16 protein-coding genes are annotated in these 20,264 nt (G+C 71.1%); 4 read left to right on the forward strand and 12 right to left on the reverse strand.

The annotated features are described in order from the left end of the window. The first annotated feature begins 60 nt into the window (after positions 1-60). Positions 61-1,824, forward strand: a complete 1,764-nt coding sequence (locus tag ABIC53_RS08260; RefSeq protein WP_354451062.1) for a pyruvate dehydrogenase — start codon at positions 61-63, stop codon at positions 1,822-1,824. Between the two features lie 130 nt (positions 1,825-1,954). Here the strand turns inward: ABIC53_RS08260 and ABIC53_RS08265 are convergent, their stop codons facing one another. From ABIC53_RS08265 to ABIC53_RS08300, 8 genes are all read right to left on the reverse strand, one after another. Next, positions 1,955-3,082: a baeRF11 domain-containing protein gene (locus ABIC53_RS08265; RefSeq protein WP_354451064.1), complete on the reverse strand. Its 1,128-nt coding sequence runs from the start codon at positions 3,080-3,082 to the stop codon at positions 1,955-1,957. A 90-nt stretch (positions 3,083-3,172) separates the two neighbouring features. Next, positions 3,173-3,727: an NYN domain-containing protein gene (locus ABIC53_RS08270; protein ID WP_112613643.1), complete on the reverse strand. Its 555-nt coding sequence runs from the start codon at positions 3,725-3,727 to the stop codon at positions 3,173-3,175. Positions 3,728-3,774: 47 nt separating this feature from the next. Beyond that, entirely contained in the window at positions 3,775-4,959 is a 1,185-nt protein-coding gene (locus tag ABIC53_RS08275; RefSeq protein WP_354451066.1) for a PQQ-dependent sugar dehydrogenase, read from the reverse strand. A gap of 9 nt (positions 4,960-4,968) precedes the next feature. Further along, positions 4,969-6,366 carry a serine hydrolase gene (locus ABIC53_RS08280; protein ID WP_354451068.1) on the reverse strand — a complete coding sequence of 466 codons (1,398 nt, stop codon included), beginning with the start codon at positions 6,364-6,366 and terminating at the stop codon, positions 4,969-4,971. Positions 6,367-6,518: 152 nt separating this feature from the next. Continuing rightward, on the reverse strand, positions 6,519-7,232 hold the full coding sequence (locus ABIC53_RS08285) for an NUDIX hydrolase (protein WP_354451070.1): 714 nt from the start codon (positions 7,230-7,232) through the stop codon (positions 6,519-6,521). A 20-nt stretch (positions 7,233-7,252) separates the two neighbouring features. Continuing rightward, the gene (locus ABIC53_RS08290) at positions 7,253-8,947 is read right to left on the reverse strand and encodes an ABC1 kinase family protein (protein ID WP_282502246.1); all 1,695 of its coding nucleotides are present in this window, start codon (positions 8,945-8,947) and stop codon (positions 7,253-7,255) included. Between the two features lie 53 nt (positions 8,948-9,000). Continuing rightward, positions 9,001-9,585: a PadR family transcriptional regulator gene (locus ABIC53_RS08295; protein WP_282502245.1), complete on the reverse strand. Its 585-nt coding sequence runs from the start codon at positions 9,583-9,585 to the stop codon at positions 9,001-9,003. 89 nt (positions 9,586-9,674) lie between these two features. Continuing rightward, on the reverse strand, positions 9,675-10,043 hold the full coding sequence (locus tag ABIC53_RS08300) for a winged helix-turn-helix transcriptional regulator (RefSeq protein ID WP_282502244.1): 369 nt from the start codon (positions 10,041-10,043) through the stop codon (positions 9,675-9,677). A 96-nt stretch (positions 10,044-10,139) separates the two neighbouring features. Here ABIC53_RS08300 and ABIC53_RS08305 point away from each other — a divergent pair, with 96 nt between their 5' ends. Then, entirely contained in the window at positions 10,140-10,997 is an 858-nt protein-coding gene (locus ABIC53_RS08305) for an SDR family oxidoreductase (RefSeq protein WP_282502243.1), read from the forward strand. Between the two features lie 58 nt (positions 10,998-11,055). Here the strand turns inward: ABIC53_RS08305 and ABIC53_RS08310 are convergent, their stop codons facing one another. Together ABIC53_RS08310 and ykgO are read right to left on the reverse strand one after the other, a co-directional pair. Continuing rightward, positions 11,056-11,835 (reverse strand): isocitrate lyase/PEP mutase family protein, encoded by a 780-nt coding sequence (locus ABIC53_RS08310; protein WP_323987388.1) that lies wholly within the window; start codon positions 11,833-11,835, stop codon positions 11,056-11,058. Between the two features lie 78 nt (positions 11,836-11,913). Then, complete coding sequence (gene ykgO / locus ABIC53_RS08315) at positions 11,914-12,036, reverse strand: type B 50S ribosomal protein L36 (protein ID WP_023951906.1); 123 nt, start codon at positions 12,034-12,036, stop codon at positions 11,914-11,916. Positions 12,037-12,118: 82 nt separating this feature from the next. Here ykgO and ABIC53_RS08320 point away from each other — a divergent pair, with 82 nt between their 5' ends. Beyond that, positions 12,119-13,048: a GTP-binding protein gene (locus tag ABIC53_RS08320; RefSeq protein WP_282502240.1), complete on the forward strand. Its 930-nt coding sequence runs from the start codon at positions 12,119-12,121 to the stop codon at positions 13,046-13,048. A gap of 15 nt (positions 13,049-13,063) precedes the next feature. On the opposite strand, the gene ABIC53_RS08325 is transcribed toward ABIC53_RS08320, so the two are convergent. Next, a complete protein-coding gene (locus tag ABIC53_RS08325) occupies positions 13,064-17,617 on the reverse strand; it encodes a lamin tail domain-containing protein (RefSeq protein WP_354451075.1) in 4,554 nt (1,517 codons plus the stop codon). A 175-nt stretch (positions 17,618-17,792) separates the two neighbouring features. Here ABIC53_RS08325 and chrA point away from each other — a divergent pair, with 175 nt between their 5' ends. Next, on the forward strand, positions 17,793-18,995 hold the full coding sequence (chrA, locus tag ABIC53_RS08330) for a chromate efflux transporter (protein WP_282502238.1): 1,203 nt from the start codon (positions 17,793-17,795) through the stop codon (positions 18,993-18,995). On the opposite strand, the gene ABIC53_RS08335 is transcribed toward chrA, so the two are convergent. Further along, positions 18,985-20,262, reverse strand: coding sequence for an MFS transporter (locus tag ABIC53_RS08335; protein ID WP_282502237.1), 1,278 nt, complete (start codon positions 20,260-20,262; stop codon positions 18,985-18,987). The two genes, chrA and ABIC53_RS08335, sit on opposite strands and share 11 nt — an antisense overlap. Positions 20,263-20,264: the final 2 nt, after the last annotated feature.

Genomic DNA, 20,264 nt, shown 5'->3' on the forward strand with positions numbered 1-20,264 from the left:
CGCGCACAGGCGGCGGGAGAAGACTGAGGTGTCCCGACAGCCTCAGCAGAAGGAGCCCCCGTGCCGCAGAACGTCGCCGAACAGATCGTCGCTCAGCTGATGGATGCGGGGGTGAAGCGGATCTACGGCATCGTCGGCGACTCGCTCAACCCGATCGTCGACGCGGTGCGACGAACCGGAGGCGCGGCGGAGGGCGGGATCGACTGGATCCACGTCCGCCACGAGGAGGCCGCCGCGTTCGCCGCCGCCGCTGACGCCGAGCTCACCGGCGAGCTGGCGGTGTGCGCGGGCAGCTGCGGTCCCGGCAACCTGCACCTGATCAACGGACTGTTCGACGCGCAGCGATCGGGTGTGCCGGTGCTCGCGATCGCCAGCCACATCCCGAGCCTCCAGATCGGGTCGGGGTACTTCCAGGAGACGCATCCCGAGCGCCTCTTCACCGAGTGCAGCGACTACTGCGAGATGATCCTGACGCCCGAGCAGTCGCCGCGCGTCGTGAACTCCGCGATCCGTCACGCCACCGCGGGGTCGTCCGTCTCGGTGATCGTGCTGCCCGGTGACCTCGCCGAGTTGCACTCGACCGGCGAGTTCCCGCCATTCGTCGCCGCTCGCCCCGGTCGCATCGCGCCGGACGAGCGCAGCGTCGCCGACCTCGCGGCCGCCATCGATAAGGCCGAGAAGATCGCGATCTTCGCGGGCGAGGGCGTACGCGACGCCCGCGAGGAGGTCATCGCGTTCGCCGAGCACCTGCAGGCACCGATGGGGCACTCGCTGCGCGGCAAGCAGTGGATCCAGTACGACAACCGATTCGACGTGGGCATGTCGGGTCTGCTCGGCTACGGCGCCATCGACCACGCGATGCACGAGGTCGATCTCCTCCTCATGGTGGGCACCGACTTCCCCTACGACCAGTTCCTCCCCGACGGCGCGAAGACCGTCATCGCGCAGATCGACGTCGATGCCCAGCGGCTCGGACGTCGAGCGGGCGTGACGCATCCCATCCACGGCGATGTCGGCCTCACCCTCGCGGCCCTGCGCGCACGGACCGCTGCGAAGACCGACGACACGTTCCTCGAACACACGCTCAAGCGGTATCGGAAGGCGATGAAGGACTCGGTGGCGGCGTACACCGACTCGGATGCGCAGCCGATCCATCCCGAGCGCGCCATGTCGGTCATCGACCGGGTCGCGGCATCCGACGCCGTCTTCACCGCCGACACCGGCATGGGCAACGTCTGGCAGGCCCGCTATGTCACTCCCGGGCCCGAGCGCCGTCTGCTGGCGTCGTGGCGGCACGGGTCGATGGCCAACGCCCTCCCCCATGCCTTCGGAGCGCAGATGGCGTACCCCGACCGGCAGGTCATCGCGATCGCGGGCGACGGCGGACTCTCCATGCTCCTCGGTGAGCTCATCACCGTCGCCGCCTACGACCTGCCGCTGAACGTCTTCGTCTTCAACAACTCGACGCTCGGGATGGTCAAGGCCGAGATGCTCGTCGCCGGCTTCCCCGACTTCGGCGTCGACGTGCCGATGGTGGACTTCGCCGCCGTCGGGCGCGCGCTCGGGTTCCACGCGCAGCGCGTGACCGACCCGGCAGACCTCGAGGTCGCCGCCTCCGCCGCCCTCGCGCACCGCGGTCCGTCCATCGTCGACATCGTCACCGACCCCGATGCCCTCTCGATGCCGGCGTCGATCACCGCCGAGCAGGTCGCGGGCTTCGGGATGTCGATGGCGAAGATGGTGCTCGGCGCGAAGGACTCCGGGGGCATCGGCGCGGTGCTCGAGACGGCGAAGTCGAACATCAAGCACATCCGCAGCCTCTGATCCCCGCCGGCCCGCGCCCGCCCCGCCCCGCCCGTGTCCGCCGATACATTCGTCGGAGGCGCGGGGCTGGTGTCGTCTCGCCGCTTCCGCGAGACGACACCAGCCCCGCCGGTCCGACGGATGTATCGCCTCAGGCGAGGTCGGCGGGGAGCGGGAAGCGCAGCACGGCGGCCACGGGTGCGCCGTCGGGCAGATCAGTGCTGCGGACGGCCCGCACCCGGCCTCCCGAGCGCAGGACGCGCGCGGCGATCTCGTCGAGGATCGCGTAGGTGCTCGGCCCGGCGTCGGGCGCGCGGGTGATGTGCCCGGCCTCGTCGATGACGCCCTCATGCTCGAAGGCCAGGTCGAACAGCAGCTCGTCGACGGCGGCGGTGCTCGCGGCGACGGCGGCCTCGCGGACGGATGAGGTCGCGAGCCCCTGCGCCCGGAGCGAGCCGAATCGCTCACGCCACTGCGCGAGCTCATCCTGCTCGTGGGCGTCGAGGATGTCGCGCGCCGCCTGTTCGAGATCGGCGCTCGAGAGCGAGTCCGGGTGCGCGTCGATGCCGCGCTCCAGCAGCAGGCGGTGGGTGTTGACCGCGCGGTAGGCCGGCTCGAGGTCCTGGGATGCGGCGAGGATCAGCGGAACGTCGGCGGGAACGACGCGCACGACGGCGTCCTGGATGATTCGGCTGAACTTCTCGCGCTCGATGCGGTCGCCCGTCGTCCCCTGCGGCCTCGGCATGTCGCGCTGGCCGTCGGTCGTGGTGTGCTCGAGCGCGGCCCACAGGTCGTCGGGAAGCTCGAGTCGACGCTCGGTGAGCCCCAGATCGGGCCCGAGTTCGCTGAGGCGGCCGCCCTCGCGCGACACCTGGACGACGAAGGCTCGACGCGGGAACGACACGGCGCGCAGCAGCTGACCGGCGTCGAAGCGGTCGCCGACCGATGCGCGCGCCTCGAGGCGGCTCGGCAGACGGAACGCCTCGACGCGGCCCGGGGATGCGAGCACCACCGTCGAACGCGACTGGCTCTGCCAGAACTCTTCGTCGTCGAGCAGCGCGCGCAGCGATGCGAGCACCGCGTCACGATCGGCGTCGTCGACCTCGGCCTCGGCCAGTTGTCGGGCCGCCTCGTCGATGCCCTCGCGCAGCTGGAGCTGCGCGTGATGCCGATCCGTGGGGATCGGCGACGACGGGGCCACGATCGTCACGCTCGCGGGGTGGCGGGCGCCGATGAGGTCGAGCAGGGATGCGGTCTCAGGAAGATCGGATGCCAACATCGCCTCAGGGTAGGCAGACGACCGCGCGCGGCGTCGAGGGGTTGCATCCAGCCGTGGATGCCGTTAGGTCGTGAACCCGGCGAGACCCGATCAGGCGAGGAACTCCCACGGGTCGAAGGTCTCGATCGGGATGACGCGCACGCGCGGCAGCGGGGCATCGAACGCGTGCACGTCGTACTCGAGGTCGAAGAACTCGACGCCGGGGATGGCCGTCAGCTCGCTGCTGCGGAACTCGGAGAACGCGAGCACGCCCACGCGTCGGTCGGGCCCGGTCAGGGCGGCCACCTCGCCGACGAAGTCACGGTCGTGACTGACGAGCACGACGTCATCGGTCCGCTCCTTCAGCGCCGCGAGCGTGCGCTGGATGGCGATGTCGACGACCTTCTCGTCAGCGTCGCCCGACAGGGGAACCGGCTTGTAGCCGAGCGCCAGCAGAGCCTGCACGAACGACATCGGGAGGTGATTGCTGGCGTTGAGGAAGAACAGGCCGCGCGCCGGCTGCTTCCACTGCTCGTCGACGAACTGCAGCAGCCGGTCCCAGCGGGGGCGCTCGTCCGGCAGCGGGCGACGGCCGAGGATCGACTGACCGAGCGTCGCGTCGATGTTCTCGCCGTCCACGAGCAGCCACGTCACGCGTTCGGTCATGAGGTCCCCTGTCTGCGGATGTCCTCTGAGAACGCTATCAAGCCGGTTCAGCCCTCGGGCGCGAGCGTGACCCGCGCCAGCCGGTCATCACCGGCCGCCGCGTTCCCGCGGCCGTCGGTGTTGTTCGTGAGCAGCCAGAGTTCGTCGCCCGCGACGACGGCATCGCGGACGCGGCCGAGCTCACCCGGCCAGAGCGCGACCGGCTCGCCGACGAGAGCGCCCGCTTCGACGTCGATCTCCCAGACGCGTTCGCCGCGCAGGCCCGCGACGAAGAGCGTGTTGCCGCGCGCCGCGACGCCGCTCGGGCTCGCCTCCTCGGGCGTCCAGGTGATCAGGGGCGCGATGAAGCGCTCGTCATCCGATTCGCCCTCCACGACGGGCCAACCGTAATTGCCGCCCGCCTCGATGCGGTTGAGCTCGTCGAAACGGTCCTGTCCGAACTCGCTCGCCCACAGGATGCCGTCCTGGGTCCACGCGAGACCCTGCACGTTGCGGTGTCCGAGGGAGTACACCTCCGACCCGAGAGGGTTGCCCGGGGCGGGCTCTCCCTCCGGCGTCAGCCGCAGGATCTTCCCCGCCAGCGAAGCGGGGTCCTGCGCGGCGTCGGGCTCTCCCGCATCTCCCGTGGCGACGTAGAGCATGCCGTCCGGCCCGAAGGCGATGCGCCCGCCGTTGTGAACGCGGTCGCGCGGAATGCCGTCGATGACGACCTCCGCACCGCCGAGCCGGCGGTCGCCGGCCTCACCCTCCAGCTGCATCCGCACGACGCGATTGTCGTCAGCCGTCGTCACGTAGGCGTAGAGCAGCGCATCGTCCTCGCCCTCGCCCTCGCGGACCGCGATGCCGAGAAGACCACCCTCGCCGACCGCGGCGGTGAGGTCGATCTCGCCGACGACGCGCGCGAGCCCGTCCGCGTCCACCTCGAGGACAGCACCGTCGTCGCGCTGGCTCACCAGCTGCGTCCCGTCGTCGAGGACGACGACCGACCACGGCACCTCGAACTGGGTGACGACGTCGATCGGACTGCCGGTCGGGCGCCACCAGCCGGGCGAGGCATCGACCGGCGCGGTCGACGTCTCGTCGGGAGTGGGCGTCGCCTCGTGGTCCGGAGGCCGCCGGTCGGCCACGCCGGTGCATGCGGAGAGCAGCAGTGTCGAGGCGAGCAGGGCGCCGACCACGGCCGCCGGCCGAGACCGGCGAGCAGGGATGCCGGTTCCCGTCGAGCGCGTCATCGTTCCAGGCTACGGGCCGGTGAGGATCGCGGCTGCGTCCTGCGCCCATCCGAGCGCCACGGCAGGGCTCGCGAGCGTGGTGGCGTCGTCGGCGCGCGCGAGCACCGTGATGACGACCGGCGCGGCGCCCTCGCGTTCGAGGTACCACGATCCGGCGAGCACCCCGACCGAGCTGCCGCCCTTGAACGCGACGAACGTCCACTCGTCCCCGAACGCGAGACCGGGATTGGCCGACAGGATGTCGCGGACCGGCGCTCCCGCCTCGGTTCGCGCCCGCTCCTGCAGCGCCTCGTGCGCCGCGGCCAGATCGTCGGGGGTCGCGAACCAGTCGGCGCCGTCGCGCCATCCCGGAGTCGCCGCGGATGCGGCGGAGAGGTCGGGCACACCCGCGGGGAGTCGCTCGATGACGGAGCGACGCGCCTCGGGATCGTCACCCGCTCCACCCCACAGTGCGCGGAGGTCGGGGTCGCCGAACAGGAGCCAGAAGAGCTCGCGCGTGGTGAGGAACGGCGTGTTCGCGCCCGGGTCTGCATGCCCCATCGAGACCATCGCCGATTCGACGGCATCGCGCCCGACGGCACGGATGAGCATGTCGGTCGCGGTGTTGTCGCTGATCGCGATCATCTTCTCCGCGGCCTCGCGCACGGTCACCTTCGTGCCGTCGGGACGGTCCTGCAGCTCGCCGCTGGGGAGGCTCCGCACTTCGGCGTCGACGACCAGCTCGTCATCCCAGGTGAGCCGGCCGGCCGCGACGGCGTCGACGACGGCTCCGAGCACCCACAGCTTGAAGACGGATCCGATGGGTCCGGCCGCCTGATCGCCGCCCTCGTAGAGCACCTCGCCGTCGACCTCGCGGACCTGAACGCCGACAGTGAAGGCGGCCTCGTCGATCTGTTGCGTGAGCTCATCCCACGAGGCCGCGGGAGTCCGCTCCGGCTGCGGCGGGGCGAAGAGGAGCATCGCGATGCGAGCGTCGGGGGTCACCGAGATCGACATGTCGTACGTCACCTGCTCGGACTCGATGGTGACGCGGGCCTGGGTCTCGACGCCGTCGTACGCTACGGCCGTCCACGGGGCCGCGGCCTGCATCTGCGTGAACACCTTCTGCAGTTCGCCGGGCGCCAGCTGCTCGAGCGCTGCGTCATCGAAGTGCGTCTCGATGTCGTCGACGTCGGTGGTCTCATCGCCGTTGATCTCGTCCATCACCCAGCGGACCTGCTCGCCGACCGGCGTGGCGGGAATCTCCACCGAAGCGGCAGACGAGGCCGATGCGTCGTCGGGTGCGGGGTCGGCCGCGCAGCCCACGAGGACTGCGGCGGTCGCAGCCGCGACGGCCACGGCAGCCGAGCGCCGTCTGGGGGCACGGGCGGACGAACGGGTCGAAGGGGTATCGATGGGGGAACTCACGCATCCAGCTTGGCGTCGCGCGCCTTCGGCCACCTCCCCCCACAGGAGGAGATCGCACCGGCGTTCACGCTCGCCGCGGCATTCGCCGGCTTCGGGGATCCGACGGTGCCGTTCATCGCCAGCCTGTTCCTCGACGCTCGCCACCGGCGCCATCACTGCGGCGGGAGCGGCAGCTCTCGGTCGAGATCCCAGTCCTCGGTCCACCCGAGTTCGGTGAACAGGCCGTCCAGCAGCATCGCCGTGAAACCCCAGACGAGGAACTCTCCGGCATCCTGACGCACGACGAAGCCCGGCCCCCGCCATTCGGCGCCGTCGCGGCGCAGCACCGTGACACCGCGGTTCGCCGGCGCGAGCAGGTCGGCCACCGGCGCTCGGAACACCGCCGCCGACTCCGCGACGTCGACGACGCGAACGGGTGACGGGCGGCGCCACCAGGCGAGCACGGGCGTGACGAGGTGGCGGGAGTACTCCAGCGGCAGCGGCGGAAGCGGGCCGAGCACTTCCACCCCGGCGGTGTCGAGGCCCGTCTCCTCCCGCGCCTCGCGCAGCGCCGCGGCGACGACGTCCTCGTCACCGGGATCCACCCGTCCGCCCGGCAGCGCCACCTGTCCCGGATGCGACCGGAGCGTGGCCGCGCGGGCGAGCAGCAGGACATCGAGATCACGCGAGAGAGCGGCCTCGGGCGCATGATCGCTCGGACGGTCGTCGAGGATGCCGAAGAGCACGAGCACGGCGGCGGCACGGGTGCCCGGCGCGGCCTCGGACCCATCGAGCAGCCCGCCCCCGGCGAACCCGGGCCGTGCGGCACGCGCCGCGAGCGCGGCGAGCTGTTCGCGCGCACCGGTTGCAGGCGTCTCGAGGGGCATGACCTCAGGCTACCGAGCCGTCAGTCGCGGCGGCCGAACACGCCCGCCAACAGGACGTGCAGCAACGGCAGCGCCGACAGCCCCATGAGCACCGTTCCGAGGGTCTCGTCGTCGGGGCGCAGGAGCACTCCCCCGACCAGCAGTCCCGCGAAGAGGATCCCCGAGACCGCGCGTCGTCCCAGTCGTTCCAGGCGCGACATGCGCCGTTCGAGCCTGCCGCTGTCGAACCCGAGGTTCCCGTCCTCGAGATGCGTGATGAGCCCGTCGAGCCGCTGCGGCAGGCGCATCGTGACGTCGGCGAGGCCCATGGCACGCCGCGCCATGTCGCGCATAAGATCTCCGCGTTCCTCGCGGAGCAGCCGAGCCGCGTACGGCTCCACCGCGTCCCAGAGGTTGAAAGCGGGGTCGATCGAGGTGCACACACCCGACGTGAGCGAGGCGGCCCGGATGACGAGCAGGAAGTTCTCCGGCAGCTGGAAGGGCAACGCGCGGGCGAGCTCGCCGAACTCCCCCGCAAAGTCGCGGAACTCGCGCGGATCGACCTCCTTCAGCTCCGCGAAGCCCATGCCGCCGAAGCGTGCGAACAGCTGCGTCATGGCGCGCTCGAGCTCGCGGACGTCGGCCGAGGGCAGCAGCGCGCCCACCTGCGACATCCCGGCAACGAGCCCGCGGCCGTCGCGAGCCGCGGCCGCGACGAGCACCGTGCGCAGCGCCTCCCGCGTCGAGGGCGATATCTCGCCCATCATCCCGAAGTCGATGAACGTCAGCAGCCAGTCGGGCCGGTCGTCGCGGCGCTGGTCGGACGGCACCGGCGTGACGAAGACGTTCCCCGGGTGAGGGTCGGCGTGGAAGAACCCGAACCCGAAGAACTGGTCGAACATCACGGAGGCGAACACGCTCGCCACCTCGTGAGGATCGATGCCCGCGGCCCGGAGACCGTCGACGTCGGTGACCTTGATCGCGGTGACGTCGGCGAGCGTCAGGACCCGCGACGTCGAGCGCTCCCAGGCGATCTCGGGAACGGCGACCCGGGGGTTGTCGGCGAACTTCTCCCGAAAGCGTTCGGCATTGGCCGCCTCGTGCCGGTAGTCGATCTCCTCGAGGCTCGTGACGGCGAACTCCTCGACGAGCGCGGGCATGTCCGCGCGGCGCGAGACGAGGCGGATGCGGCGGAGCCATCGGGCGATACGTCGCAGCGCAGCCAGGTCGACGTCGACGATCGTCTGGATGCCGGGGCGCTGCACCTTCACGATGACATCGGTGAACCCCGCGTCGGCGGCCTGCTCCGGCGTCAGCCGGGCGCGATGCGCCTGACCGAGGGATGCCGCGGCCACCGGCTGTTCGTCGAACGACGCGTAGGCGTCGCGCAGCGGCATCCCCAGCTCCGCCTCCGCGGCCGCGCGGATCTGGTCGAAGGGCACCGGCGGCACCTCGTCCTGCAGGCCGGCGAGCTCGGTCGTGATCTCCGGAGGCAGGACGTCGAGCCGGGACGACATGAACTGCCCGACCTTGATCATGAGCCCGCCGAGCTCGACCGCGAGCGCATGGAAACGACGGGCCAGTCGGCGCAGTCGCGCGGTCCGACCCCGTTCGGCGAGGCGCTCGAGGCCGAAGCGGGGCAGGACGATCTCGAACCACCACGTCTGCACGAGTGCGCGCGCGGCGAACCGCAGGATGCGGCGGTAGCGCGAACGCGCGCGCGCATCACCCGGCACCGAAGGGATGCCGGGTGATGCGACGCGATGCGGGTCGGCCGAGGCCACCCGCGTCAGGCCTGCGCGAGCAGGGCGTACAGCTTGCGACGCGCGTCGTCGAGGATCTCGACGGCCTGCTGGACCTGCTCGGGCGATCCGCTGCGGCCGACCTGGGCGGCGGCCTGCGCGAGCTCGACGCCTGCCTTGGGCAGTGCCGTCACGCGGCTGTGGTCGCGGCTCGTGCCCTCCCACGGCGCCGACTTCTCGCCCGCCTCGCCCGCCGCTGCGCGGCCGGCCTCGGTGAGGGAGTAAGTCTTGCGTCCGTTGGACTCCTGGGCGCTGACGAGGCCCTCGTCGGCGAGCAGCTGGAGGGTCGGGTACACCGAGCCGGCGCTGGGCTTCCAGGACCCGCCGCTGCGCTCCTCGATCTCGTGGATGATCTGGTAGCCGTGCATGGGCTGCTCGGCGAGGAGGGCGAGCACGGCGGCGCGGACGTCGCCGCGTCCGACCCGGGTGTTCACCTTCTGCTCGAAGGTCGACTTCAACTGGTCGAACGCTTCGAACACGTTGCTTCCGAGATCGGAGACGTTGAATCCGCCGCGACCTCCGAAGATGTTGTCACGGCCGCCGAAACCGCCGGTGGGGAATGTTCCGCTCATGCTGACCTCCCGGTCGTCGATACGTTAGCGATACCTGACGATATATCGTTACCGCCACCGACGACAGGGTTCGCATGGAATACCCAGCCTCACTCGCCGAGGTCGACGATCTCGTCCGCGTGCGCCGCGATCCACTCCATGAGAGGCATCATCCGCTCCATCAGCTCGTCGCCACGTTCGGTCAGCGAGTACTCGACGCGGGGCGGGACCTCGGGGTACGCGGTGCGGTTGACGATGCCGTCGGATTCGAGCGTTCGCAGCGTTGAGGCGAGCATCTTCTCGCTGATGCCCGTGACCGAGCGACGCAGCTCACCCCATCGGGCGGTGCCGTCCGTCAGAGCCATCAGGACGAGCACACCCCATTTGCTCATGACGTGGTCGAGTACGACTCGCGTCGGGCAGTTCTCCGTGAACACCTGATCGGATGTCGCCCGGATCTGCGCGAAACTCACTGCCATGTAGGTAGCTTACCGAAAAGTGGGTACCCATCGTCTGGAATGTTGGCCCGCCCCGGAACGGTTGACCCGAGCATCACCCGATCGAAAGGATCACCGATGACCATCCTCATCACCGGAGCGAGCGGACAGCTCGGCCGCCTCGTCGTCGACGCCCTGCTCGCCCGCGGCGCCGCCCCTGACACCGTCGTCGCGGGAGCGCGCGACGTCGCGAAGATCGCCGATCTGGCGGACCGCGGGGTGCGCACCGCCCGCGTCGACTACGACGACCCGGCCTCGCTGCGCGAAGCGCTCGCGAACGTCGACAGCGTCCTGCTGATCTCGGCGTCCGAGCCGGGCAGGCGCTTCGCGGGCCACAAGAACGTCATCGACGCTGCCGCCGCGGCAGGCGTCTCTAAGCTCGTCTACACCAGCGCCCCGAAGGCGACGACCTTCGAGTGGGCCCTCGGCGCCGAGCACAAGGCGACCGAGGAGGCCATCGCGGCCAGCGGCGTTCCTGCCGTCGTGGTGCGCAACAACTGGTACATCGAGAACTACGTGCCCGACGTCCAGCGCGCCGCCGAGAGCGGTGTCATCGCGGCATCCGTCGGCGACGGCCGGATCGCACCGGCCTCGCGCGCAGACTTCGCCGAGGGCGCGGCCGTCGTCCTCCTCGAGGACGGCCACCTCGGCGAAACGTACGAGTTCGCCGGAGACACCCGTATCGGGTACGACGCGATCGCCGCCGCGGCCTCCGAGGTGCTCGGTCGCGACGTGACGTACGCCCGCGTCTCGACGGACGACCATGTCGCCGCCCTCGAGAGCGCCGGACTCGACGCCGGCACCGCGCAGTTCGTCGCCGGGATCGACACCGGCATCCGCGACGGCGTTCTCGACGTGGACGACCACACCCTCTCGCGCCTCATCGGGCGACCGACGACGTCGTTCGCCGACGGGCTTCGCGCCGCGCTGGCCTGAGCCGCGGCATACCGGCGCGCACCCACCTCGGGGGCGGTGCGCGCCGGCTCTGCGGGCCTCAGTTCAAGGGACGCGTGGACGGCGGGATGACCCCGTTGGCGTACAGCTGCTGGGCGACATCCTGCAGCGCCGTCAGAGCGACCCGCTGTGTCGTCGGGCCGTAGGAGATGCGGGCGACGCCGAGATCCTCGTACTCCGCCGCGGTCAGCGCACCAGGAAGCCCGATGACGCTGAGCTTGCGCTCACCCAGACCCTCCACGAGGCGCCGGGTGATGTCGGCGTCGAGGATGCCCGGGACGAACACCAGGTCGGCGCCGGCGTCGAGATACGCGCGACCGCGCTCGATCGCGTCGGCGATCGACTCCTCGGTCGACCGGTCGCCCGCGCGCACGAAGGCGTCGGTGCGGGCATTGAGGGCGAACCGGACGCCCTCGGCCTCCCCCGCCCGGACGATGGCCTCGACCGCGCGGACCGAGTCCGCCAGCGGCTGCAGGCGGTCTTCGACGTTCGCACCCACGATGCCCACGCCGATGGCCCGGCGCGTCGTCTCACCGGGGTCGCCGAAGCCCGCGTCGAGGTCGGCCGACACCGGGACGTCGCCCGCCACCGCGACGATGCGGCCCACCATGTCGAGCACGATCTCGAGCGGGATGTCGGTGCCGTCCTCGTATCCGAAGGATGCCGCGATCGAGTGACCGGCCGTAGCGATCGCACGGGTCTCCGGCAGAGCCAGGATGGCCTCGGCCGACACGACGTCCCACACGTTCACCACCCGCAGGATCTCGGGGGCGGCATGGAGGGCGGACAGGGTCTGGGCTCGCTCAGCGGGAGTGCTCATGTCGCTCACGCTAATCGTGCGGGGCAGCCGGAGGGCATATGTTGCGCGGATCGACGGCACGTGTCATCGGGCCGCGCCTCAGCCCTGGCGCCCCTTGAAGCGCGGGTTGAGCTTGTTGATGACGTACACGCGGCCACGGCGGCGCACGACCTGCGCGCCGGGCTGGTTCTTCAGCGACTTGATGGATGCGCGAACCTTCACGATGACCTCCTATTGAGAACTGTTATCAACAACAAGGTACGGTGGAGGATCGATCGCCACAACTCGAGCCGGAGAGAACACCGTGACCACTCACCTCGCCGTCACCGGCGTCTGCAGCGCCGAACGCCGTCGTTACGCCCGTCTGTGCGTCATCGCCGGGCGCCACCGCTCCCTCCGCGTCGTCGATCTCGCCAGCGACGCCGACCCCGCTCACGTCCACGCCACCGTGCACGGCATGCCGTCGCTCTGCGTGCTCGATGCCCGCCACGCGATCGACGACCTGCGCGACGAGGCGCCGCTGCGTCGGGCCGTCCCGCACGGAGACGGGCGAGCCGACGTCGGCGCACGCGCGCGGTTGGCGGCGCAGCTGATCGAGGCGGCGAGCGCCGTCGTGATCGTCAACTGGGAACGGATGCCGACGGCCGACCTCTCGATCCTCATGGCGCTCGCGTCGCACCTGGCGCCGACCGCCCGCATCCGGCTCAGCCGCGGCGTCGTCGACGACCTCTCCGCGCTCGGTTTCGGCACCACCCTCCCCCTGCGGGACGCGGGCGACCGCGCCGGATGGACGCGTGCCCTCAACGGCGAGCACGATCCGTTCCTCACCGATCGGCGCGTCGCCACGATGCGCTACGAGCAGTTGCGCCCGTTCCACCCCGGCAGGCTCGTGCTGGCTCTCGATCTGCTCGATTCCGGCTCGTGCGGACTGGTCGTGCGATCGGTCGGGGTCTGCCGTCTCGCGACGCGAGCCGCCACCCCAGCCCGATGGGAGCAGGCGGGTTCGGCCATGTGGATCGATCCGATCGAGGCGGGTCACGGGCTGGACGACGTCGGCCAGGACATCGCCCTGACGGGCATCGACCTCAACACCGCCGCTGTGCGGCACGTCCTGGATGCCGCCGTGCTCGACGACGCCGAGCTGTCGGCGGGCCCGATGGCCTGGCGACGGCTGCCCGACCCCCTGCCCGAATGGAACGTGGCGGTCGGGTCCGAGGACCCGACCGCCGACTGAGCCGCTGGGTGCGGTTCAGACCCGTCCGCGACGATGCGCGCGCCGGCGGATCGCCGTGAGAAGCGCACCGCCCACCAGGAGCACGAGAGCGATCCCGGTCACAGTGGCGGTCGTCGAGGCTTCCCCGCCGGTCGCAGCGAGATCGCGACGTGAGCCGGTCCCGTCACCCGCGCCCGCCGCCTCGGGGTCGGCCGCGCCGGTGCCGCCGGACGGAGCATTACCCGCGCCACCGCCGGTGTCGCCGCCGCCCGTGCCGCCGCCCGCGCCCGGGTCCGACCCTCCGCCCGAGCCGTCGCCGGGGTTCTCGGGCTCGGCCGCGGCGATGACCGTGAACAGCGACACCCGCGAGTCGTCGACGGCGCCGAACGGATCGCTCGTGCGCACGTACCACCCCCGCTCACCCTCCTCCGCGAGCGGCCATGCGGCCGAGAGGATCGAGCCGCTCGCGACGTCCGAGAACGTCGCGATCTCGGTGTCCCCCAGAACCTCCGCCGAGAAGGCGTCGGTGCCGAGCGTTCGCGTGCCGGGCTCGATGCGCAGCTGGTCGTACGTGAGCGCGAACTCCTGCTGCGAGTAGTCGCCCGCCCCCGCCGGGCCGAGCAAGCTCGGCTCGTCGGAGTTGTACACGTCGAGCGAGGGCGAGTAGGTGCGCACGAGCATCTGCCGGCCCTCGTTGTCGAAGTGCAGGAGACGCAGGAACCCGAGACCGCCCTCCGGGAGACCCTGATAGTCGAACAGCATCGAGTACACCGTGCGGTCCAGGGCGCCGTCACCGTCGTCGTCGAATCCGTCCTCGCGCAGGAACGCGTCGTGGTAGTGACCCGAGAAGACCATGCGGACGTTCGGGTTCGTCGCGACGACCTCGTCCATCACCCGCTGCGGGATCGCCCCGAGCCCGCCCGTGGTGAGGATGAACTCGTGCTGCGCGATGATCGCGACGCGGTCGGGGTACTGCGCGAGCACCTCGTTCATCCAGGCGATCGAGGCGTCACCGGGAAGCCACCCGGTGTAGAGCATCAGGAAGTCGATGCCGCCCGCCGAGATGAGGTCGTAGTGACCGCGGTTGTCCTCGAAGCTGCCGCCGTACCAGGGGTTGCCGGCATAGCGGTCCGCGCCGAAGTACGCACCGTAGTTCGAGTAGTCCTCGAGGTGGTGGCCCACATCGTGGTTGCCGGCCAGCACGCCGTACGGCAGCCCGGCCTCGTCGAGGCGGCGGTACTCGGGGTCGGCCCGCTCCCACTGCTCCATCACGTCGTAGTCGTCGATGATGTCGCCGGTGTGGAAGAGGTACTGCAGGTTCAGCTCGTCGCGCCGATCGAGCAGGTACGAGTGGATCGCCTGCTGGTGGCGGTAGGGCTCACCCGGCATGGTGTTCTCGTTGTAGTACTGCGTGTCGGACTCCCAGGCCAGAGTGAAGTCGTAGTCGCTGCGCGGCACATCGGCGACGTTGTGCGGCGTGACCGGAGTCGTCCGCTCGGAGCGGTCCGCGCCCGCGAAGCCCTCCGAGTGCTGGACGAGCATCCGCACCACCCGGCCCGCGCCGTCCGACGCGGCGAAGGCGTAGTCGTCGACCGCGACGACGGCGTCGAGCGAGAACGACTCGTCATCGGCCGCGCTCACGTGGCGATCGACCTCGTCCCAACCCGACCCGTCGGCTCGCTGGACGTAGAGGATGACCGTCGCCCCCGCGTCGGCGTGACCCGACCACGTCGAGCGGACGTCCGAGCCGGCGTCGGCATCGGTGACCGCGACGTCGAACGACTGGTACGGGAACGCCCGGTCGCTCGTGATCTCCTCCGAGACGCCGTCAACGGCGGCGAGGGTGCGCAGCTCGTCGGCCGTCAGCTGCTCGGCCTCGGCGCGGTCGACCGCCCGAGCGTCCTGCACGGTGCCGGACTGCGCGCTGACGTCGCCGTCGGACAGATCGAGCCGGCGCCCCTCGAGGAAGCTCACGTCGAGTACGTCGCCCGTCGGGTCCTCGACCTTCGCCTGCAGGGTCACATCACCCGCTGCGACCTCGGCCCCTTCGGCCGGGGCGAGGACACCGGCGCTCGGCTGCTCCTCATAGGTCGTGAAGGCGGCCGTCCACGTGTCGGTGTTCCCCACGTGGTCGGTCGCGGTGATCTCGACGCGGTGATCCCCGGCCGCGAGGTCGACGGACGACGTCTCGTGAGGCAGCGCGATCTCGACGCCGTCGAGCCGGGCGACGGTGCTCGCGACGCCCGATCCCGCGTCGGCGACCTCGGCGTCGATGACGATGGGCCCCTGATAGGCGGTGCCGTCGACGATCTGCGAGGTGACGACGGGAGCGGTGTTGTCGACCGTCACCGTCCGCGAGAGGGTCGTCTCGCCGTCGGTGGCCGCCACGACGGCGGCACCGTCGGCGCGGGCCGTCGTGTCCCACGAGGCCGAGAGAGCGGCGAACGCGTCGTCGGGCAGCGCGAAGCGCGCCTCGTAGTAGTCGAGCTTGCCGGTGGCCGCCCCCGTGTCGGTGACGCTGTCTCCCATCCGCAGGACCGCCGCGGGATCGTCGTACCCGATGGGCGTGAGCGTCCGCCCGTCGGGCAGGACCAGGCGCAGACCCCGGATCTCGAAGTCGTCGTTGTTCTCGGCGAGGTCAATCTCGGGCGCCTTCTTGGTACCGGCCCACACGCTCACGACGAGCTCGTCACCGCGGACGACGTACTCGACCGGCACCGGGGTCACGATGGTCTCCCACCCCTGCGTGCCGATCTCGAAGATGTTGAGGACGTCGTCGCCGATGCGCACGCCGTTCTTGAAGTAGTAGTTGACGTTCGTCGTGTCGAAGACGAAGCGCGGCTGGTCCTCCAGGGTGGGGGTGGTCTCCACGGCCGCGCCGTCGATCGTCAGCTCGATCGGGCTCGGGTACGCGTCGCCCGCGGCGACGATCTCGGTCGTTCCCGAAACGAACCGGCCGTCCTCGAGGTTGAGTCGGACCGGGTTGGTGTCGACCCCGGCCACCGGAACGCGACGGGTCGACGTCGAGGTGGAGTTCGTGCCGTCGCTCGCGGTGATCGTGTACTCGTACCAGCTCTTGCCGATGAGGTCGGCGGCGTTGACCACGAACGTCACCGAGCCGTCGCCGGCGTCGAGGAGGTTGATGCGCGCCGGAGCGGGGTCGACGTCGTTGGCGAGCTGCAGTGTCACGGTCCGCGCCAGGACGTCGTCGGTCACGGTCGCGGTGATGGCGAAGTCGGTGCCCGGCTGGATCTCGGCGGCGGTGCCGTCGACGATCGTCGGCGCCTGCGTGTCGGGCGCAACGATCATGAGACCGCCGGGAACCTGGTCTGGCTGCACGGCACCCGGCGATGCCGGGGCGAGGTCGACGATCCGCTGCGTCGCGACATCCGCTCCGACGGTGTAACGGATCCCCTGGTCGGCGACGGTGTCATCGGCGCCGTCGAGGTTGTACAGCGCGGTGCTGACGTGACGGCCGCTGTTGGTCTCGATCGCGACGCCCCGAGGCGAGCCGTTCGCCATCCCGGCCGAAGAGATCTCGACGAGGCTCTCCCCCGCGACGAGCCGCGAGCCGAAGTGGTCGTTGAAGTCGGCGGCGGTCAGGGCGTCGTTGGCGCCGTTCTTGATCCACAGCACGAGCGTCTCGCCGGCCGGGATCACGACGTCACCGGGAACAGCCGGCCAGACGCTCGACGAGCCCTCGACGGGGTAGAGGTAATCGATCGTGTAGTCGGAGAAGTCGATCGGATCGCTCGAGGCGTTGTAGACCTCGATGAACTCGAAGGCGTCGGAGCCCGCGACGTTCGCCGAGTCCGGCAGCAGCTCGGTGATCTGCAGCGGCGCGGTGACGACGCTCGGGTCAGGCTTCGGGTCGAAACCGGGCTGTCCCCCGGGCTCCTCTCCCGCGGGCGGGGTGATGGCCTCGGGCGCCACGACGCCCGGGGTGGCCGGGGCCGGCTCGGCGAGGATGTCGGTGCCGCCGTCGACGCGCTCAGCGGGCAGGCGGAAGTGCGCCGATTGCCCGGCTGCCGTCGCGGTGCGCCCGTAGGTCGACCATCCGACGGTCTCGTCGTTCTGGAGGATGCGGATGCCGCGCGGCGCGCTGTTGGCCATGCCGGCCTGCCCCGTCACGCGTACGACGGGGGTGCCGTCGTCGGCGCCCCAGTGAGCGCGGAACTCGTCGATCGAGTGCGCGAAGGAATCCACGCTCCCCGCGGTGTAGCTCAGCCAGAAGACCACGGTTCCGCCGGCGGGGACCACGACCGGATCGGCCACGGTGAGCGGCACGTCGCGGGCCCGGTCGGCACCGTCGACGTACGTGTAGGCGAACGAGAAGCCCGCCGCCGCCAGATCGAGGTCGGTCGCGCCGCGGTTGTGGACCTCGAAGAACTCGTAGTCGTCGACCCCGACGTTGTCGGGGGCGATCTCGGTGACGATGAGCGCGCCGGATGCCGCGTCGGCCGCCGTCGGCACGAGAGCGGTGGGCGATGCGAGCGCGGGCGCCGCGAGCGCGAGCGAGAGGGCTCCGGCGGCGAGCGTCGCCGTCGTCGCGATGGTCAGGAAACGGGCGCGTGGGCGCTCAGCGGGCATGACAAGCCACCTTCGGTGCAAGAGGGATGCCGCCGACCGTAGGGACCGCGCACGATCACGGAGTGAACGATCCCTCCCCGCGAGGTGTCCGCCCGGTGACGCGCCACGTCATCTCGATGTGCTAATCGCGCGTGGCGTTCACCGGCTGTTCACGGATCGGTGGTGCGCTGGACGGGTGTCGAACCTCGCCGCCGTGTTCGCGGTGTTCCTGCGCCTCGGACTGACATCCTTCGGCGGCCCGATCGCGCACCTCGGCTACTTCCGCGACGAGTTCGTCGAGCGCCGGCGATGGATCGGCGATCGGACCTACGGCGAACTCGTGGCCCTGTGCCAGTTCCTGCCCGGGCCCGCCTCGAGTCAGGTGGGGTTCGCGATCGGCCTGCGCCGCGCGGGACTCGCGGGCGCGGTCGCGGCCTTCGCCGCATTCACCCTGCCCTCCGCCGCACTCATGGTCTGGGCGGCGAGCGGAATCGGGGCCGTGACCGGCACCATCGCGACCGGAGTCGTCGACGGGCTCAAGGTGGTCGCGGTGGCCGTCGTCGCACACGCCGTCTGGGGCATGGCGAGAAGCCTCGCACCCGACCGACCGCGCGGGACGATCGCGATCACGGCAGCCGTCGGGGTCGCACTGGTGGGCGGGCCGTTCGCCCAGTTGGGGGCGATCGCCCTCGGCGCCCTCGCGGGGATCCTGTGGCTGGGCGAGGGGTTCCCCGACTCGGATGACGCCGCCGACGCGGACGCCCTTCCGAGCGCGAGCACCCGTGTCGGGGTCACCGCGCTCGTGATCCTGACCGGCCTCCTCGTCGCGAGCCCGATCGCGGCTCGGGTGACGGGAGACGGCTCGCTCGCACTGTTCGACGCCTTCCTGCGCTCGGGCGTGCTCGTGTTCGGCGGCGGCCACGTGGTGCTCCCCCTTCTCGAGAGCGCCGTCGTCGGCCCGGGCTGGGTGGATGCCGGGACGTTCCTGGCCGGCTATGGTGCGGCGCAGGCCCTGCCCGGTCCGCTGTTCGCCTTCTCGGCCTATCTCGGGGCGCTCGCGAGCGTCGGCCCGGGTGGCGTGGCCGGGGCCATGATCGCGCTCGTCGCGATCTTCCTGCCCGGCTTCCTGCTGCTCCTCGGTGCGCTGCCCGTGTGGGCCGTCGTGCGGCGCTGGTCCCGGGCACGAGGCCTGGTCCGCGGAGCGAGCGCCGCGGTCGTCGGCATCCTCGGCGCCGCCCTCTACGACCCGGTGTTCACGACGTCGGTCACCCGCGTCGACCAGTTCGCGCTCGCCCTCGTCTGTTTCGGGCTGCTGACGCTCTGGCGCTGCCCGGCCTGGGTGGTCGTGATGCTGGGCGCCGGCGTGGGGGCGACGACGGCAGCGCTGATCAACGGCTGACGAGCGACGGTGCGGAGTGGGCTCCACCCGATGTCCGGGCCTGTTCCTCCGCGCGTTCACGTCGCTCGATCACGACGTTGACGACCCCGAGCACGAGGACGAGGACCGCGGCGATCGTCGGCAGGAGCATCGCCAGCCGGACATCACCCGCCTCCGCGATCGCGCCGGTCGCGGCTGACGCGAGCGCTTGCGCCAGCGTCAGCGCCGATCCGAGGAGCGTCATCGTGGTCGCCGACCGGCCGACGGGGCTGCGGTGTCCCGCGATGCTGAACAGCGTCACGAGCGTCGGTCCGACGCCGAGCCCCATCAGCAGCAGCATGACGATGACCGCGCCCAGCGAGTCCGAAGCGGCGTAGCCGCCCGCCGAGACGGCCAGCACGGCGGCGAAGACGAGCCAGCGGTGACGCAGGGCGAAGCCCGACGGCAGGAGCACCACCGCGAGGGCGAGGGCGGCCGAGCCGATTCCCATGAGGCCGTAGAGCAGCCCGGCCTCGACGTCGTCGCCGGCGGTTTGCGCGAACGCGGTGAGCGAGGTCAGCGTCGCTCCGAAGAAGAGTCCCACGCCGAAGGTGCCCGCGACCAGGACGAGGACGCGCCCGCGCAGCACCTGCGCGATCGGCGCCCGCTCCTCGCTCTCACCGGGGTCGAGGGCGGTCGCGGCGATCCGCCCGCTGGGGTGGAGGGCGAAGGCGGTGACGAACACGAGGCTGAGAGCTGCGGCGATCGCGATCGGGGCCCAGGGCGCGATGACGGCCGCGAGGATGCCGACGAGGAACGGGCCGATCACGAACGCCGTCTCGTCGGCCGCCGACTCGTACGACATGACGCGCGAGAGCGTGCGTGGCCGGTGCTCGGCACCGAGGCGCGCCCGGATGATGCCCATCAGCCGGCTGCGCGACATGGCTGCCGCTTGCGGAGCGCTCAGGCCGATCGCCGCGGCGGCGGTCAGGATGAGCGGGTCGGGTGATCCGGCGGTGACGACGATCGGGAACACCCCGAGCAGGATGCCGTTGAGGATGCCGAGTGGAACGAGCACGCGCCGCTGCCCGAACCGGTCGACGGCGTCGCCGATCACCGGGCCGGCGATGACGACGCCGATGCCGACGGCGGCCGACGTGAGCCCGCCGAGCCCCACCGACCCGGTCGCAGAGACGACGAGGGTGAGGACACCGACGACCATCATCGCGAAGGGAAGCCGGGCGATGAACGCGATCGGGAAGAACGCCCAACCCGTGTGGCGGATCAGGGAACGATCATTCGACGTCATGC

Source organism: Microbacterium sp. 1262, assembly GCF_040544895.1.
Lineage (GTDB): Bacteria > Actinomycetota > Actinomycetes > Actinomycetales > Microbacteriaceae > Microbacterium > Microbacterium plantarum.

Excerpts from the sequence above, each read along its gene's own strand:
- ABIC53_RS08265 (WP_354451064.1), bottom strand. The coding sequence starts at position 3,082 with ATGTTGGCATCCGATCTTCCTGAGACCGCATCCCTGCTCGACCTCATC.
- ABIC53_RS08270 (WP_112613643.1), bottom strand. The coding sequence starts at position 3,727 with ATGACCGAACGCGTGACGTGGCTGCTCGTGGACGGCGAGAACATCGAC.
- ABIC53_RS08275 (WP_354451066.1), bottom strand. The coding sequence starts at position 4,959 with ATGACGCGCTCGACGGGAACCGGCATCCCTGCTCGCCGGTCTCGGCCG.
- ABIC53_RS08285 (WP_354451070.1), bottom strand. The coding sequence starts at position 7,232 with ATGCCCCTCGAGACGCCTGCAACCGGTGCGCGCGAACAGCTCGCCGCG.
- ABIC53_RS08295 (WP_282502245.1), bottom strand. The coding sequence starts at position 9,585 with ATGAGCGGAACATTCCCCACCGGCGGTTTCGGCGGCCGTGACAACATC.
- ABIC53_RS08300 (WP_282502244.1), bottom strand. The coding sequence starts at position 10,043 with ATGGCAGTGAGTTTCGCGCAGATCCGGGCGACATCCGATCAGGTGTTC.
- ABIC53_RS08305 (WP_282502243.1), top strand. The coding sequence starts at position 10,140 with ATGACCATCCTCATCACCGGAGCGAGCGGACAGCTCGGCCGCCTCGTC.
- ABIC53_RS08310 (WP_323987388.1), bottom strand. The coding sequence starts at position 11,835 with ATGAGCACTCCCGCTGAGCGAGCCCAGACCCTGTCCGCCCTCCATGCC.
- ABIC53_RS08325 (WP_354451075.1), bottom strand. The coding sequence starts at position 17,617 with ATGCCCGCTGAGCGCCCACGCGCCCGTTTCCTGACCATCGCGACGACG.
- ABIC53_RS08335 (WP_282502237.1), bottom strand. The coding sequence starts at position 20,262 with ATGACGTCGAATGATCGTTCCCTGATCCGCCACACGGGTTGGGCGTTC.